General features: G+C 31.1%; 15 protein-coding genes and 1 pseudogene. 14 read left to right on the top strand and 2 right to left on the bottom strand.

Annotated features, from left to right (window positions below; translation table 11 throughout):
* Window positions 1–23: 23 nt before the first annotated feature.
* Both FBE96_RS00425 and ung read right to left on the bottom strand, forming a co-directional pair.
* Window positions 24–719, bottom strand: a complete 696-nt coding sequence (locus FBE96_RS00425; protein ID WP_002851706.1) for an aspartate/glutamate racemase family protein — start codon at window positions 717–719, stop codon at window positions 24–26.
* A 119-nt stretch (window positions 720–838) separates the two neighbouring features.
* Window positions 839–1,534, bottom strand: coding sequence for a uracil-DNA glycosylase (gene ung / locus FBE96_RS00430; protein ID WP_002854281.1), 696 nt, complete (start codon window positions 1,532–1,534; stop codon window positions 839–841).
* A gap of 270 nt (window positions 1,535–1,804) precedes the next feature.
* Between ung and aspA the strand changes: the two genes are divergently transcribed.
* The 14 genes and pseudogenes from aspA to FBE96_RS00500 all read left to right on the top strand — a co-directional run bounded on the left by aspA (window position 1,805) and on the right by FBE96_RS00500 (window position 14,829).
* Window positions 1,805–3,211, top strand: a complete 1,407-nt coding sequence (aspA, locus tag FBE96_RS00435) for an aspartate ammonia-lyase (protein WP_002851742.1) — start codon at window positions 1,805–1,807, stop codon at window positions 3,209–3,211.
* A gap of 15 nt (window positions 3,212–3,226) precedes the next feature.
* Window positions 3,227–4,564, top strand: a complete 1,338-nt coding sequence (locus FBE96_RS00440; protein ID WP_002852014.1) for an anaerobic C4-dicarboxylate transporter — start codon at window positions 3,227–3,229, stop codon at window positions 4,562–4,564.
* A 107-nt stretch (window positions 4,565–4,671) separates the two neighbouring features.
* Window positions 4,672–6,033: a COG3014 family protein gene (locus FBE96_RS00445; RefSeq protein ID WP_002851858.1), complete on the top strand. Its 1,362-nt coding sequence runs from the start codon at window positions 4,672–4,674 to the stop codon at window positions 6,031–6,033.
* Window positions 6,034–6,042: 9 nt separating this feature from the next.
* Window positions 6,043–6,411: a YcfL family protein gene (locus FBE96_RS00450; protein WP_002851817.1), complete on the top strand. Its 369-nt coding sequence runs from the start codon at window positions 6,043–6,045 to the stop codon at window positions 6,409–6,411.
* A gap of 23 nt (window positions 6,412–6,434) precedes the next feature.
* A complete protein-coding gene (gene lpoB / locus FBE96_RS00455; protein WP_002851945.1) occupies window positions 6,435–7,058 on the top strand; it encodes a penicillin-binding protein activator LpoB in 624 nt (207 codons plus the stop codon).
* Between the two features lie 81 nt (window positions 7,059–7,139).
* Window positions 7,140–8,477, top strand: a pseudogene (locus tag FBE96_RS00460) (DUF6844 domain-containing protein).
* A gap of 9 nt (window positions 8,478–8,486) precedes the next feature.
* Window positions 8,487–9,689 (top strand): CsgG/HfaB family protein, encoded by a 1,203-nt coding sequence (locus FBE96_RS00465; RefSeq protein WP_002871914.1) that lies wholly within the window; start codon window positions 8,487–8,489, stop codon window positions 9,687–9,689.
* A 158-nt stretch (window positions 9,690–9,847) separates the two neighbouring features.
* The gene (rplU, locus tag FBE96_RS00470) at window positions 9,848–10,156 is read left to right on the top strand and encodes a 50S ribosomal protein L21 (RefSeq protein ID WP_002778820.1); all 309 of its coding nucleotides are present in this window, start codon (window positions 9,848–9,850) and stop codon (window positions 10,154–10,156) included.
* Between the two features lie 10 nt (window positions 10,157–10,166).
* Window positions 10,167–10,421 (top strand): 50S ribosomal protein L27, encoded by a 255-nt coding sequence (gene rpmA, locus FBE96_RS00475; RefSeq protein ID WP_002800974.1) that lies wholly within the window; start codon window positions 10,167–10,169, stop codon window positions 10,419–10,421.
* Between the two features lie 106 nt (window positions 10,422–10,527).
* Window positions 10,528–11,580: a GTPase ObgE gene (gene obgE, locus FBE96_RS00480; RefSeq protein ID WP_002871915.1), complete on the top strand. Its 1,053-nt coding sequence runs from the start codon at window positions 10,528–10,530 to the stop codon at window positions 11,578–11,580.
* Between the two features lie 104 nt (window positions 11,581–11,684).
* A complete protein-coding gene (proB, locus tag FBE96_RS00485) occupies window positions 11,685–12,440 on the top strand; it encodes a glutamate 5-kinase (protein WP_002851769.1) in 756 nt (251 codons plus the stop codon).
* 73 nt (window positions 12,441–12,513) lie between these two features.
* Window positions 12,514–13,431 (top strand): methionyl-tRNA formyltransferase, encoded by a 918-nt coding sequence (gene fmt, locus FBE96_RS00490; RefSeq protein ID WP_002851657.1) that lies wholly within the window; start codon window positions 12,514–12,516, stop codon window positions 13,429–13,431.
* Window positions 13,394–14,047 (top strand): biotin--[acetyl-CoA-carboxylase] ligase, encoded by a 654-nt coding sequence (locus tag FBE96_RS00495; protein ID WP_145599604.1) that lies wholly within the window; start codon window positions 13,394–13,396, stop codon window positions 14,045–14,047. Before fmt ends, FBE96_RS00495 begins: the two co-directional genes overlap by 38 nt.
* Window positions 14,044–14,829, top strand: coding sequence for an AAA family ATPase (locus FBE96_RS00500; protein ID WP_002851697.1), 786 nt, complete (start codon window positions 14,044–14,046; stop codon window positions 14,827–14,829). The genes FBE96_RS00495 and FBE96_RS00500 overlap by 4 nt, the downstream gene beginning before the upstream one ends.
* Window positions 14,830–14,834 lie beyond the last annotated feature (5 nt).

Consider the following 14,834-nt stretch of genomic DNA (forward strand, 5'->3'; position numbering starts at 1 on the left):
GCCCATTTTTGGGCATCTTTTAATCATAAATCTTTTAAAGCTTCATTAGCAGCATCAAGGGCGTGAATAAGGCTTGTGTCAAAAATTTTGATATTTGTATCATTTTTGGATATTAATAAACCAATTTCAGTGCAAGCTAAAAGCACTCCTTTTGCCCCTTTTTCTTGTAGTTTTTTTATAATATTTAAATATTTTTCTTTAGAATCTTGCTTGATTTCACCTTTGCAAAGCTCATTAAAAATGATATCATTAACGATTTTTATATCTTCATCACTAGGAGTAATAACGCTAATATTTTCTTCAATCAGCATTTTTTTATAAAAATCCTGCGTCATTGTGTATTTAGTACCCAATAAACCAATTTTTTGTATGTTTTCTTGTTTTAAAGCCTTAGCAGAACTTTTTGCAATATGTAAAATAGGGATATTTATATTTTGTTGAATTTCATCAAAAACCTTATGCATAGTATTAGTTGCAATTATTATAAAATTAGCCCCTGCAAGTTCTAATTTTTTAGCACATTGAGTCAAAATTTGTGCAGCTTCTTGCCATTTATCTTGGCTTTGTAAATTTTCTATTTCTTCAAAATTAACACTGTAAAGTAAAATTTTTGCAGAATTTAAAGATTTTAATTTATCATTTATAGCTTGATTTATTGTTTTATAATAAGTAATAGTGCTTTCAAAACTCATTCCGCCTATAATACCAATGGTTTTCATTTTTCTCCTTAAGAATTAATTTTTGAGTCGTTTTATTACAATATATTTCATAGAAATATGATTTATTTTTAAATAAATAAATATATTTTAATATTTTTATTAAAATTTAAAATAATTTTTTAAACTATTTTCCAATCTATAGGAATTTTACCAACTTTTTTTAAAAATTCATTAGCCTTTGAAAAATGCTTACAACCTAAAAATCCTGTTCTAGCTAAAGGGCTTGGGTGGGCTGCTTTTAAAATCAAATGCTTAGTATTATCAATCAAAATCTCCTTGCTTTTTGCGTAATTTCCCCAAAGCATAAAAACAAGTCCTGATTTTTCATTGCTTAATTTATGTATTATAGCATCACTAAATTCTTGCCAACCCCACGAACTATGACTAGCTGCTTTATTTGCTTCAACGCTAAGAATAGAATTTAAGAGCAAAACTCCTTGTTTTGCCCAAGAGCTTAAATCTCCGCTTTTTGCTGGAGTGATGTTTAAATCATTTTGCAATTCTTTAAAAATATTATTAAGACTTGGTGGGATTTTTACATTTTTTGGAACCGAAAAACTAAGCCCCATTGCTTGATTTGGTTGATGATAAGGATCTTGTCCTAGGATAATAATTTTAATTTCTTTTAAAGGACATAAATTAAAAGCATTAAAGATTAAATTTGCAGGTGGATAAATAATTATATTTTGATTAATTGCATTTAGGTATTGTTTTTTGATTTCTAGAAAATATTTTTTTTGAAATTCGTCTCTTAGAAATTCTTTCCAGTCATCATTTATTTTAATCTTATCTATGTTTATTGTAATTTCTTCCATATTATCCCTAATTATTTAAATTATTAAAAATTTTATTCTAACAAAAAAGCTTACAAAAATATATTAATTTTTTTTAAAGTAAATAAAATTTTTTATATTAATAAAAATTAAATATAAAGACATAATAGGATATAAAAATACTTAATTTATCGTATTTGAAAGCAGTTTACTTATTAATCAATTATTAACTAAAAATGCGATATCATTATTTTATGATTTAAATCAAAAATTTTTGATTTAAAATTAAAATACTTTTATGAAAGGTTCAAAATGGGAACAAGAAAAGAACATGATTTTATTGGGGAATTGGAAATCTCTGATGAGGTTTATTATGGAGTGCAAACTTTTAGAGCTGTTGAAAATTTTGATATTTCTCATGATAGATTAAAAGATTTTCCTCGCTTTGTTAGGGCTTTGGCTAGAGTAAAAAAAGCTGCAGCTATGGCAAATCATGAATTAGGTCTTTTGGATAAAAATATCCAAGATGCGATTATTAAAGCGTGTGATAAAATTTTAGAAGGTGGGTATTATGATCAATTTGTAGTAGATATGATCCAAGGAGGTGCTGGAACAAGTACAAATATGAATGCTAATGAAGTTATAGCAAACATAGGACTTGAACTTATGGGTCATAAAAAAGGTGAATACCAATATCTTCATCCAAATGATCATGTTAATTTAAGCCAAAGTACTAATGATGCTTATCCTACAGCTTTACACCTTGCCTTGCATGATTATTTAAGTGATTTGGCAAAAGCTATGGAACATCTAAAAAAAGCTTATGAGAGAAAAGCTGAAGAATTTAAAGATGTTCTTAAAATGGGTAGAACCCAACTGCAAGATGCTGTACCTATGACTTTAGGTCGTGAATTTAAAACTTTTGCCGTAATGATAGGTGAAGATATACAAAGAGTATTAGAAGCTAGAAAATTGATTTTAGAGATCAATTTGGGTGGAACTGCTATTGGAACAGGAATTAATTCTCATCCTGATTATCCGAAGGTTGTAGAAAGAAAAATAAGAGAAGTGACAGGTTTTGAATATACTGTGGCTGAGGATTTAATCGAGGCGACTCAAGATACGGGAGCTTATGTACAAATTTCAGGTGTTTTAAAACGTGTTGCAACAAAACTTTCTAAAGTATGTAATGACTTAAGACTTTTAAGTAGTGGTCCAAAATGTGGTCTTAATGAGATTAATCTTCCAAAAATGCAACCAGGTAGTTCTATCATGCCAGGTAAGGTAAATCCTGTTATTCCTGAAGTAGTTAATCAAGTTTGTTATTTTGTTATTGGAGCAGACGTAACTGTAACTTTTGCTTGTGAGGGTGGACAATTACAACTTAATGTTTTTGAACCAGTTGTAGCATATAGCTTATTTAATTCTGTTGTAATGCTAGAAAAAGCAATGTATACTTTAGCTGATAAATGTATAGATGGTATTACCGCAAATGAAAAAATTTGTTCAGACTTTGTCTATAATTCAGTAGGTATAGTAACAGCTTTAAATCCTTATATTGGTTATGAAAATTCAGCTTCTATAGCCAAAGAGGCAATGAACACTGGAAAAAGAGTGGCTGATATTGCGCTTGAAAGAGGGCTTTTAAGCAAAGAACAAATTGATGAAATTTTAACTCCATCAAATATGCTAAATCCTCACATGGAAGCTAAAAAATAGCACTTAGGATTTAATATGGATATAATGATAATTTTGCAAGTAATCGTCCTTCTTGGGGCGATTTTTATCGGTATTCGCCTAGGTGGTATTGCTATAGGTTATGCTGGAGGATTAGGTGTAGTTATATTAGGGCTTGTTTTAGGTATGAAACCTGGTAATATTCCTTGGGATGTTATTTTAATTATTGCCGCAGCTATTGCAGCAATTTCTGCTATGCAACAAGCAGGTGGACTTGATTACATGGTAAGGGTGACAGAAAAAATTTTAAGATCAAGTCCTAAATTTATAAATTATTTAGCTCCAGCTTGTGGGTGGTTGCTTACAATTTTAGCAGGAACAGGAAATGCGGTATTTTCTTTAATGCCTGTTGTAGTTGATGTTGCAAAATCTCAAAACATAAAACCTAGTGTTCCACTTTCATTAATGGTTGTTTCTTCGCAAATTGGAATCACTGCTTCTCCTGTAAGTGCAGCTGTGGTTTATATGAGCGGAGTTTTAGAGCCACTTGGATGGAATTATCCAACTTTAATTGGAATTTGGATTAGCACAACTTTTGTAGCTTGTATGCTTGCAGCTTTTATAGTGAGTTTAATCACTCCTATGGATTTGAGTAAGGATAGTGTTTATCAAGAACGATTAAAAGCAGGACTTGTAAAGGATGCAGGAGCTGTTTTGCATGGCGAAGATAAACCAGGTGCTAAACTTTCAGTGGTAATTTTCTTGATCACTGTTTTGGCAGTTGTACTTTATGCAACCGCAATTTCAAGTAATATTAAATGGATTGATCCTGTTGTGGTTTCAAGAGATGCAGCTATTATGAGCTTTTTACTTACTGCAGCAACTTTGATCACTTGGCTTTGTAAAGTTGAACCAGGTAAAATTCTTGACACTAGTGTATTTAAAAGCGGTATGACTGCTTGTGTTTGTGTTTTTGGTGTAGCATGGCTTGGAAATACTTTTGTTGCAGGACACGAAGCTTCTATCAAAGAAGTAGCAGGCGACTGGGTTAAACAAACCCCTGCTATGTTAGCAGTTGCATTTTTCTTTGCAAGTATGCTTTTATATTCTCAAGCAGCAACCGCAAAGGCCATTGTACCTGTAATTATCACTGCTTTAGGAATTTCAGCAGCAAATCCGCATGATTCTTATATGCTTGTAGCTTGTTTTGCAGCAGTTTCAGCACTTTTTGTACTTCCAACTTATCCAACTTTGTTAGGTGCAGTGCAAATGGATGATACAGGAACGACTAGAATTGGTAAATTTATATTTAATCACTCATTCTTTATACCAGGGGTTTTAGCTATTGCAATTGCTGTAGCATTAGGCTTTGTATTAGCTCCTATGCTTATTTAAATCAAACCCTAGGTTTTTCTCTCCTAGGGTTAAAATTTTTTCATTAGTTTTTAAGTATATACTACGCTATAATATTCATTTTTAATTTTCTTTAAGAAAGGAATTTAATGAAGATAAAAGTTGGGTTGATTTTTTCAGGTATTGCTTGCCTTTTTTTAACAGCTTGTGTTAATCAGGTTAAACAAAATACAACATTTGAAAATACTTTAACACAAAAATATTGTGGTGATGATTTTTTCAATCAAAATTTAGAAAAAATTAAAAAAAATGATGATGTCATTTATACAGGATTAAATGCAGGTTTGATTGCTAGAAATTGTGGTGATTTTAATAAAAGTAATGTATTTTTTGATGCTGTAGAAGAATCTTATAAATATGATGTGGATTTAGAAAATGTAAGCCCTAAAGCAGCTAAATTTATTGGTACAACCTTGCTTAATGATAATATAGTAGATTATGATGGTTCTTTATATGAAAGAATTATGGTTAATATATATAAAGCTCTAAACTATATGGAAGAAGATGATTATGAAAATGCAAGAGTTGAGTTTAATCGTGTTTTAATGCGTCAAGATAAGGCAAAAGAATATTTTGCTAAAGAAATTGAAAAAAATCGTGCTGATTTAGATAAGGCAAAAGAAGATAAAAATTATGATAAAAATATGAATGAAAATTCAAAAGTTATAGAAGCGCAATATGACAATTTATTTAAAGAATTTGATACAACAAAAAATTTCATAAATCCTTATGCGACTTATCTTGCTTCAATATTTTTCTTTATGGATAAAGATTATAGAAAAGCTGCAGATTTATTTAGAGAAGTAGCTATTATTTATCCAAAAAACAAAACTATCAAAAAAGAGGCTAAAATTTTTAAAGAATATGCCACAAAAATAAAAGTCAAAAAAGCTAAAAAATATGTTTTTGTAGTTTATGAAAATGGATTTGGTGTAGTTAAGGATGAATTTGCTTTAACCTTACCTTTTATAGTGGATAAAAAAATTATTAGCACAAATATTGCTTTGCAAACCTTGAAAAAAAGGGAAGCTTCTTTTGCAAATTTAAATATAAATGGTCAAAATACAAATGATTTTGTAGATTTAGACAATATTGTCGCTACTGAATTTAAAATAAATATGCCTGCAATGATTGCTAAAGCCTTAGCTCAAACTATAATTAAAACCACTTTAAATGTAGCTGTTGCAAATAATGACTCTACAGGTGGATGGCTAAGTCTTGCAACAGCAGTAGCAACTGCTGCAACCAATAAAGCTGATGTGCGTTCTTGGAGAGGTTTACCAAAAAGTATTGCCATAGCAACAATAGAAAACGACGGAAATTTAGAAATCAAAGATCCACAAGGCAATATTTTGTTTCAAAAATCATTGGATAAAAATAAAAATGCTCTTGTGATAGTGCGTTCTTTTGCTCCGTATTTACCCGCAAGTGTTGCTATCATGGAAAAATAAGGCTAAAAGATGAAAAAAAATATTTTATTTATTTTAATGTTTTTACTTAGTGCTTGTGCACCAAGTTATCAAATAAATTCAAATCAAAATACTGTAATTTTAGGTTCAAATTTACCAAAAAGTTTAGTAAAACAATTTCAAAAGCGTATAAATAGCAATGGTTATTTAGAATTTGAAGTGATTTTGCGCAGTACTTTTGCTAAAGATGTAATTTATAAAGTAGATTGGTTAGATAAAGATGGTTTTGTGCTAAGAGATGTTTTAAATGAGGACTATCAAGCCCTTAGAATTCCAGCAGGACAAGAGGTAATTCTTCGTAAACTTGCATCTGATACAAGAGCGAATGATTTTAGATTAGAAATTAAAGCAAAAAATTAATCTCATTTTAGGAAGGATAAATCATGAAAAAAACAAAAATTTTAGGAACAGCTCTTATTGGAGCTTTGCTTTTTAGTGGTTGTGCGCAAACAGCTTATACAGATGGAAAGGCAAGTCAGGTAAAAAAAGGCGATGCTTTAACCTTGGGTCTTGATAGACAAGATTTTGAAAGTGCAGCTGAAACTATGATAAATAGTATGTTAAGCGATCCTGCTTTTGCAAATATTAAACCAGGTACAAGAAAGGTTATTGCTATTGGTAGGGTTGTGAATGATACCCCGCAAAGAATCGATACTGAAAAACTCACCGCAAAAATCACTTCTGCATTAAGAAAATCAGGTAAATTTGTTCTAACTTCAGCAGTTGCTGCAGGCGGAGCACTTGATAGCATGAGTGAAGATGTAAGAGAATTAAGAGATAATGATGAGTTTAATCAAAAAACCATAGCAAAAAAAGGGACATTGGTATCGCCTGATTTTTCTCTTGCGGGTAAAATTAGACAAGATAATGTAAAACTTAGCAATGGTAAAACTCAAGTAGAATACTTTTTCTTGCTAAGACTTACTGATCTAACATCAGGTTTAGTTTATTGGGAAGATGAGCAAACTATTGATAAAACCGGTTCTAGTAAATCAGTTACTTGGTAAAATAAAAATTAATTTATGAATAAAATTTTTTAGCTCAAGTGTTTAGCTTGGGCTTTTTTTATATTTTTAAAAGGATACGAAATGAAAAAAATATTATTTATCGGCTCTTTAGTTATGGCAAGTTTACTTTATGCATAAGGTTCCCAGCCTGTAGAAATTACACAACAAGATATAAATACTCAAAATGAAATGTCTGACGCAAGTACTAAGGATATTACCCCAAAATCAATTGAAGATTTTTTTGAAGAATTTGCCGATAATTTCGGTATAGAATATGGTATAACCAAAGATGGAAAAACTTTTTATACAGGAAAAAGTACTGTTGCTGTAAATGATACTGATCCACAATTTGCACAAGCTTTACAAAATGCTTATCAAAAAGCAATGTTAAATTTACAAAGCGAATTTATAAGAGATGCTTTTGGAAGAATTGCTACAAGCAAGATTCAAAATTATGAAGCAGATAATTCTACTAATGCTAAGGAATTTGATGAATTGCCAAAAGGTGATAAGGTTGATCAAATTTTAAATAAACTTACACAATTAGCTGGTGCTCAGCTTGATAAGGCATTAAAAGATTTAGGTATAGATACAAATTCTTTAAGCGAAGACAGAAAAAAGACTTTATTAAAGCAAGAATTTCTTAATAAAACTATGACAAATGCCATAGGTTCTATGAGTGGACTTGTTCCTGTGTAAACTATAGTTACACAAAGAAGAGGTGAGTATGATGTAGGTGTTATTGCTGTTATTTCCAATAAAACTCGCCAATTAGCAAAAGATATGGCACTAGCAAGACAGAGTGCTATTAAGGGTAAAGGCAAGGCAATAAGTGAGTATCTGCCAAAAGATACAAAAGGCTTTTTAAATGAATATGGAATTCGCTTAGTTTATGATGAAAATGGTGCGCCTATTATTTTAAGTTATGGAAACTGGGGTTATGTAGCAGATCCTAGTAATGCTAAAAAAACAAATATTTTAGAAGATAGAGCCAAAGAAACAGCACTTACTATGGCTGATGCTGCTATTATAGAGTTTATTAATACAAATTTAAGTCTTAAAGATGAAAGAACAACTGGTGATACTTACGAGGAAATCATCAAACAAAGTATTAATGTTAATGATAGTTCCACTCAAGAACAAACTCAAAACGTAACAAATATTATTGATAAAGTAAATAGTAAAATAAAAGCAAGCGCAAGCGGTAAAATTCGTGGTATTCGTACTCTTAAAAAATGGAGCTATACAAGTGAAAATGGTATTGAACATGTAGGAGCTGTGAGATTTTATTCTTATGAAAATTTAGCTAACACAAATGAGGCTTTAAATTCAAAGTCAAATGCAACAAAAAATGAAGCTAAAAAATCTTCTAGCATACAAAGAAGTTCTAATGTTGTAAATAGCGTGGATGATTTTTAAAGGTAAAAGATGAAAATAATTAAAATTCTTTTTTTAGGCTTATTTTTAAGCCTAAGTCTTAATGCTAAAGTTATAACCACAACTTCAACAAAATCAAGCACAGGTGAAGGCACAGGCTTGACCAGGGAAGATGCGATAAACAATGCCATTATAGAGGCTATAGGAAAAATGAGCAGAGTAAGCATCAATTCTCTTAAGAAATCTAATACTAGCGTTTCAACTGATAATTCAGGTTCAAATATACAAGATAATTACAGCGAGCAAATTTCAAAAGCCACCAAAGGTAGAGCTGATACTTATGAAATCAATAGTGTTGAACAAGATGCAAATGGTAAATATACAGCCAATGTAACGATTTTTAAAACCACAACAACAAAAAAGTATCAAGCTCCAGGTTTAAGTGCAGATAATAGAAGAAGTATTACTGTTTTTGATTCTACTCCAGATGCTGCAAAAAGAGGTATAGGCTCAGCTTTGCAACAAAAAATCATTTCTGATTTATTGCAAAGTCGTAAATTTAATGTTTTAGACCGTGATTCTAGTGGCTATTATGAAATGGAAAAAGCTTTAATCAAAAGTGGCGACGCAGCTAGCGATGAAGTTTATAAACTTAAAAATATGTTAGCAACAGATTATATTTTATTGTTTTCTATTTCAGGACTTGAAGGTAAACAAAAAACAAGCAATTTAACAGGAAAAAGCAAAACTGAAATTGAAGTTATCGTAGATTATCGTGTGCTTTTATTTGCTACAAGACAAATTAAATTTTCTAATACTTTAAGCATGAAAGTCAATCTTAAAGACAATAGTCTTAGTGCCAATGAAACCGCACTCAAACAAATTGCAAATCGTATAGCAGGAGATATTTTAAACGCAATTTATCCTTTGAAAGTTGCAAGTGTTGAAAACAATGAAGTAATATTTTCTCAAAGCTTAAATCAAGGTGATGTTTATGAATGTTTTGCTCTTGGGAAGGTTATAAAAGATACTTATACAAAAGAAAATACAGGAAGAGTAGAAAGCAAAACAGGAAGTATTGAAATCACTCGCACAAGCCCTAAATTTTCTTATGCAAAAATCACAGAAGGTAGTGTAAAAGTGGGCGATATTTGCAGACCTTTAAGTAATACTGGTAGTGGAAATGGCTACACTATAGGTCGTGATGCAAATTATCAAACCCAAGAAGGCGGCGGAGTAAATCTAGGCTTTTAAATTTTTAGAGTTTGATTTTTCTCAAACTCTAAACTCTTTCTTAAATTCATCAAAAATTAAAGAAAAATTTTGTAAAATCGAAATTTTATTAAACCACTAAAGCTTTTAAATCCGTTATTACGGTGCTTTATGGTACTACCAATTTATAAGGAAAAGCAATGTATGCTATTATCAAACACAGCGGAAAGCAATACAAAGTAAGTGTTGGCGATGAGCTAAAACTAGATCACTTTGAAGCTGAAAGCAAAGCAAGTATTGAAGTAAGCGAAGTTCTTGCTATCAATGATAAAGAATTAAAGGTAGGTGCGCCTTTCGTAGCAGGTGCAAAAGTTGTTTTGGAAGTGATCAATCACGGAAAAGATAAAAAAGTTGTGATTTACAAAAAAAGACGCAGAAAAGATTCTAAACTCAAACGCGGTTTTAGAAGACAATTTACTCGCGTTGTAGTAAAAGATATCAAAGCTTAAGGAGTAAAGAATGGCACACAAGAAAGGTCAAGGTTCAACTCAAAATAACCGCGATTCCATAGGTCGTCGTTTAGGTGTTAAAAAATTTGGTGGCGAGTTTGTTAGAGCTGGAAATATCATCATCCGCCAAAGAGGAACTGCAACTCATGCAGGTAACAATGTAGGCATGGGAAAAGATCATACTATCTTTGCTCTAATTGATGGTTTTGTAAAATTCGAAAGAAAAGACAAAGATAGAAAAAAAGTTTCTGTATATCCTGCATAAGTTTTTAGGACGCTTTTTAGCGTCTTGAAAACTTTAAATTTATAAATTTAACTTCTTTTATTTACTCAAATTTAGCTTTATAAATTTAAAGTCAAAGGCAATTTAAATGTTTATTGATAGTGTTAAAATTACTTTAGCTTCAGGCGATGGTGGCAAAGGTGCTGTAAGTTTTCGCCGTGAAAAACATGTTCCACTTGGTGGCCCTGATGGAGGAGATGGTGGAAATGGTGGTGATATTATTTTCGTATGTGATAATAATACCCACACTCTTGTAAATTTCAAAGGCAAAAGAGAATTACGCGCGCAAAATGGTGCTGGTGGAATGGGACGCAATAAAAATGGCAAAAAGGGTGAAAATTTAGAACTTATAGTGCCCGAAGGAACGCAAGTTATCGATGCACAAACCAATGAAATTTTACTTGATCTTACCAAAGAAGGACAAAGAGAGCTTTTTTTAAAAGGTGGAAAAGGTGGACTTGGCAACACCCATTTTAAACACGCCACCAATCAACGCCCCGATTACGCACAACCTGGTATAAAAGGAGAAAGTCGCTTAGTCAGACTTGAACTTAAACTTATTGCCGATGTAGGGCTTGTGGGCTTTCCAAATGTGGGAAAATCTACTCTTATAAGCGTTGTTTCAAATGCAAAACCTGAAATTGCAAATTATGAATTTACCACCCTTACTCCAAAACTTGGACTTGTAGATGTAAATGAGTATAATTCCTTTGTTATGGCTGATATTCCAGGGATTATCGAAGGAGCAAGTGGGGGTAAAGGCTTAGGACTTGCCTTTTTAAAGCACATAGAAAGAACGAGCTTTTTACTTTTCGTGCTAGATCCTATGAGGCAAATGCCTTTAAAAGAACAATTTATAGTACTAAGAAAAGAACTTGAAAAATTTTCCAATGAACTTTTTGGGCGTAAATTTGGCATCATGATTTCAAAAAGTGATAGTGTTCGTTTAGGAGAGGAATTTGCTGAGCAAATTGCTTTAAACATTAATGAGTTAGACAATTATCTCAAAGAAATAAATAATCCACAAAGCTTTTTAATCAAAGTCTCAAGCCTTGAAAAAACAGGACTTAAAGAACTTAAATTCATGCTTTTAGAAGAAATTAAAACTTTAAGAAATAACAAAAAAATTTTAACAATCTAGGAAGTGTTTTATATTAAAAATTTCAAACACTCCCTATTTTTTCAAAAATAACTAGTTTATATGAAATTTTGGCTAAAATTATAAAAATTTTTCAAGGAATAAGCATGAAAAGAATAGTTGTTAAAGTGGGTTCTCATGTGATTAGCGAAGAAAACACTTTAAGTTTTGAGCGTCTTAAAAATTTAGTCGCATTTTTAGCTAAACTCATGGAAAAATATGAAGTAATTTTAGTAACCTCGGCGGCTATTTCGGCAGGACACACCAAACTAGATATCGATAGAAAAAACCTTATTAATAAACAAGTTTTAGCTGCTATTGGACAACCTTTTTTAATCAGTGTTTATAACGAGCTTTTAGCCAAATTTAACAAACTAGGCGGACAAATTTTACTTACAGGCAAGGATTTTGACTCTAGAAAAGCTACTAAACACGCAAAAAATGCTATCGATATGATGATAAATTTAGGAATTTTGCCTATTATCAATGAAAATGACGCTACAGCTATAGAAGAAATTGTCTTTGGTGATAATGATAGTTTAAGTGCTTATGCTACGCATTTTTTTGATGCGGATTTGCTTGTGATTTTAAGCGATATTGATGGATTTTACGATAAAAATCCTAGTGAATTTAGTGATGCAAAGCGTTTAGAAAAAATCACTCATATTAAAGAAGAATGGCTACAAGCAACCATAAAAACAGGTAGTGAGCACGGAACAGGTGGTATAGTAACCAAACTTAAGGCAGCTAAATTTTTACTTGAACACAATAAAAAAATGTTTTTAGCAAGTGGCTTTGATTTAAGTGTGGCAAAGACATTTTTATTAGAAGATAAACAAATAGGTGGAACTTTGTTTGAGTGATTAATTTATTAAATTCTCTTTTAAAATCAAATAAGCTATAATTAAAACTTTTAATTTCACACAAAGCGAAAAAATGAAAAAAATTATTTTTATGGGCACTCCATCTTACGCAACTTGTATTTTAAAAGCACTAGTAGAAAATGAAAATTTTAAACTCGTAGCACTTTTTACTCAGCCTGATAAAGCCGTAGGTAGAAAGCAAATTTTAACTCCAAGTGATACTAAGGCTTTTTTAAGTCAAAATTATCCTAGTATTCCTATTTTTACTCCAAGTTCTTTAAAAGATAAAAATATTATAAGAGAGATTAAGGATTTAAATCCTGATTTTATCGTGGTTGCTGCCTATGGAAAAATTTTACCTAAAGCCATTTTGGATTTAGCGCCTTGTGTGAATTTGCACGCTTCTTTACTTCCAAAATACCGTGGTGCCAGTCCGATCCAAAGTGCGATTTTAAACAAAGATGAAAAAAGTGGAGTTTGCACCATGCTCATGGAAGAAGGGCTTGACACAGGTGCTATACTTGAAAGCTTAGAATGTGATATAAAAGATAAAAATTCAAGTGAAGTTTTTGAACTTTTAGCAAATTTGGCCGCTAAGATCATCCTCTCTACTCTTTTAAATTTCGATAAAATCACCCCTAAAAAACAAGAGGAAAGTCTAGCAACACTTTGTAGAAAAATCAAAAAAGAAGATGGGCTTATAAATTTGCAAAATGCAAGAGAACTTTATCAAAAATATCTAGCTTTCACCCCTTGGCCTGGAGTTTTCTTGGAAAATGGACTTAAATTCTTAGAACTTGAACTTGTGGATGAATTAAAACAAAATGCTAAGATGGGTGAAATTTTAGAATTAGAAAAAGAAAGTTTTTTGCTTGCTTGCAAACAAGGAGTTTTGCGTATTAAAAAACTTCAAGAAAGTGGAAAAAAAGCTCTTGATGGTAGGACTTATTTAAATGGAAAAAGGCTTAAAAGTGAAGATAGTTTGTGTTGAAAGTATAGACTCAACTCATCTTTTTTTATGCAAGCAAATACGCAATGGAAAGATTGATGAAAATTTTGCTATTTATGCTTTAGAACAAATAAATGGAGTTGGAAGTAGGGAAAATTCTTGGCAGAGCTCTAAAGGAAATTTACATCTTTCTTTCTGTATTAAAGAAGAAGACTTGCCAAAAGATTTACCTTTAGCTTCTGCGAGTATTTATTTTGCTTATTTACTTAAAGAAGTTTTACAAGAAAAAGGTTCTAAAATTTGGCTTAAATGGCCTAACGATCTATATTTAGATGATAAAAAAGCTGGAGGGGTTATAAGTGCTAAAATTTCAAATTTTATCATAGGCGGTATGGGTTTAAATCTGAAATTTGCACCCCAAAATACAGCTTTATGCGATATAGAAATTTCGCTTAAAGATTTAGTGAGTGAGTTTTTGCAAAAAGTAGAAAAAAAAATTTTATGGAAGAATATTTTTAGCAAGTATATGTTAGAATTCGAAAAATCAAGAAAATTTAGCGTCCATCATGAAGGTAAAGTTTTTTCACTTGAAAATTCTTTTTTGTATGAAGATGGTTCAATTTTACTAGGCGATAAAAGGGTGTATAGTTTAAGATGAGCGAAATTATTACAATAGCAAATCAAAAAGGTGGAGTAGGAAAGACTACAACAGCAGTAAATTTAGCCGCTTCTTTGGCTGTGGCTGAAAAAAAAGTACTTTTGATTGATGTTGATCCGCAAGCTAATGCGACTACAGGACTTGGTTTTAATCGTAATAATTATGAGTATAATATTTACCATGTTTTTATAGGAAGAAAAAAGCTTTCAGATATTATTTTAAAAACAGAATTGCCACAACTTCATTTAGCTCCTTCAAATATAGGTCTTGTAGGTATAGAACAAGAGCTTGCTAAAGGTGAAAATAATGAGAAAAAAATGCTGCTTAAAAATCAAATTCAAGAAGTGATTGATGAGTATGATTTTATTATTATTGATTCTCCGCCTGCTCTTGGAAGTATTACTATAAATGCTTTTGCAGCAAGTGATAGTGTAATTATCCCTATACAGTGTGAATTTTATGCGCTCGAGGGTGTAGCTATGGTTTTAAATACAATTAAAATTATCAAAAAAACTATTAATTCTAAACTCAGGGTTCGTGGATTTTTACCGACAATGTATAGCTCTCAAAATAATCTTTCTAAAGATGTTGTAGATGATTTGAAACAAAATTTTAAAAAACAACTTTTTACTATTAATGGAAACGAAGATGACTTTATTGTGATCCCTCGCAATGTAAAACTTGCAGAAAGTCCAAGTTTTGGAAAGCCTATAATTCTTTATGATATTAAATCACCAGGTTCTGTTGCTTATCAAAATTTGGCGTATTCTATATTAGGATAATTATA

This window comes from Campylobacter sp. CFSAN093241, from assembly GCF_012889595.1.
GTDB lineage: Bacteria > Campylobacterota > Campylobacteria > Campylobacterales > Campylobacteraceae > Campylobacter_D > Campylobacter_D jejuni.

Bases quoted from the DNA above. Each gene is read 5' to 3' on its own strand.
- FBE96_RS00425 (WP_002851706.1), bottom strand. From the start codon at position 719: ATGAAAACCATTGGTATTATAGGCGGAATGAGTTTTGAAAGCACTATT.
- ung (WP_002854281.1), bottom strand. From the start codon at position 1,534: ATGGAAGAAATTACAATAAACATAGATAAGATTAAAATAAATGATGAC.
- aspA (WP_002851742.1), top strand. From the start codon at position 1,805: ATGGGAACAAGAAAAGAACATGATTTTATTGGGGAATTGGAAATCTCT.
- FBE96_RS00440 (WP_002852014.1), top strand. From the start codon at position 3,227: ATGGATATAATGATAATTTTGCAAGTAATCGTCCTTCTTGGGGCGATT.
- FBE96_RS00445 (WP_002851858.1), top strand. From the start codon at position 4,672: ATGAAGATAAAAGTTGGGTTGATTTTTTCAGGTATTGCTTGCCTTTTT.
- FBE96_RS00450 (WP_002851817.1), top strand. From the start codon at position 6,043: ATGAAAAAAAATATTTTATTTATTTTAATGTTTTTACTTAGTGCTTGT.
- lpoB (WP_002851945.1), top strand. From the start codon at position 6,435: ATGAAAAAAACAAAAATTTTAGGAACAGCTCTTATTGGAGCTTTGCTT.
- FBE96_RS00465 (WP_002871914.1), top strand. From the start codon at position 8,487: ATGAAAATAATTAAAATTCTTTTTTTAGGCTTATTTTTAAGCCTAAGT.
- rplU (WP_002778820.1), top strand. From the start codon at position 9,848: ATGTATGCTATTATCAAACACAGCGGAAAGCAATACAAAGTAAGTGTT.
- rpmA (WP_002800974.1), top strand. From the start codon at position 10,167: ATGGCACACAAGAAAGGTCAAGGTTCAACTCAAAATAACCGCGATTCC.
- obgE (WP_002871915.1), top strand. From the start codon at position 10,528: ATGTTTATTGATAGTGTTAAAATTACTTTAGCTTCAGGCGATGGTGGC.
- proB (WP_002851769.1), top strand. From the start codon at position 11,685: ATGAAAAGAATAGTTGTTAAAGTGGGTTCTCATGTGATTAGCGAAGAA.
- fmt (WP_002851657.1), top strand. From the start codon at position 12,514: ATGAAAAAAATTATTTTTATGGGCACTCCATCTTACGCAACTTGTATT.
- FBE96_RS00495 (WP_145599604.1), top strand. From the start codon at position 13,394: ATGGAAAAAGGCTTAAAAGTGAAGATAGTTTGTGTTGAAAGTATAGAC.
- FBE96_RS00500 (WP_002851697.1), top strand. From the start codon at position 14,044: ATGAGCGAAATTATTACAATAGCAAATCAAAAAGGTGGAGTAGGAAAG.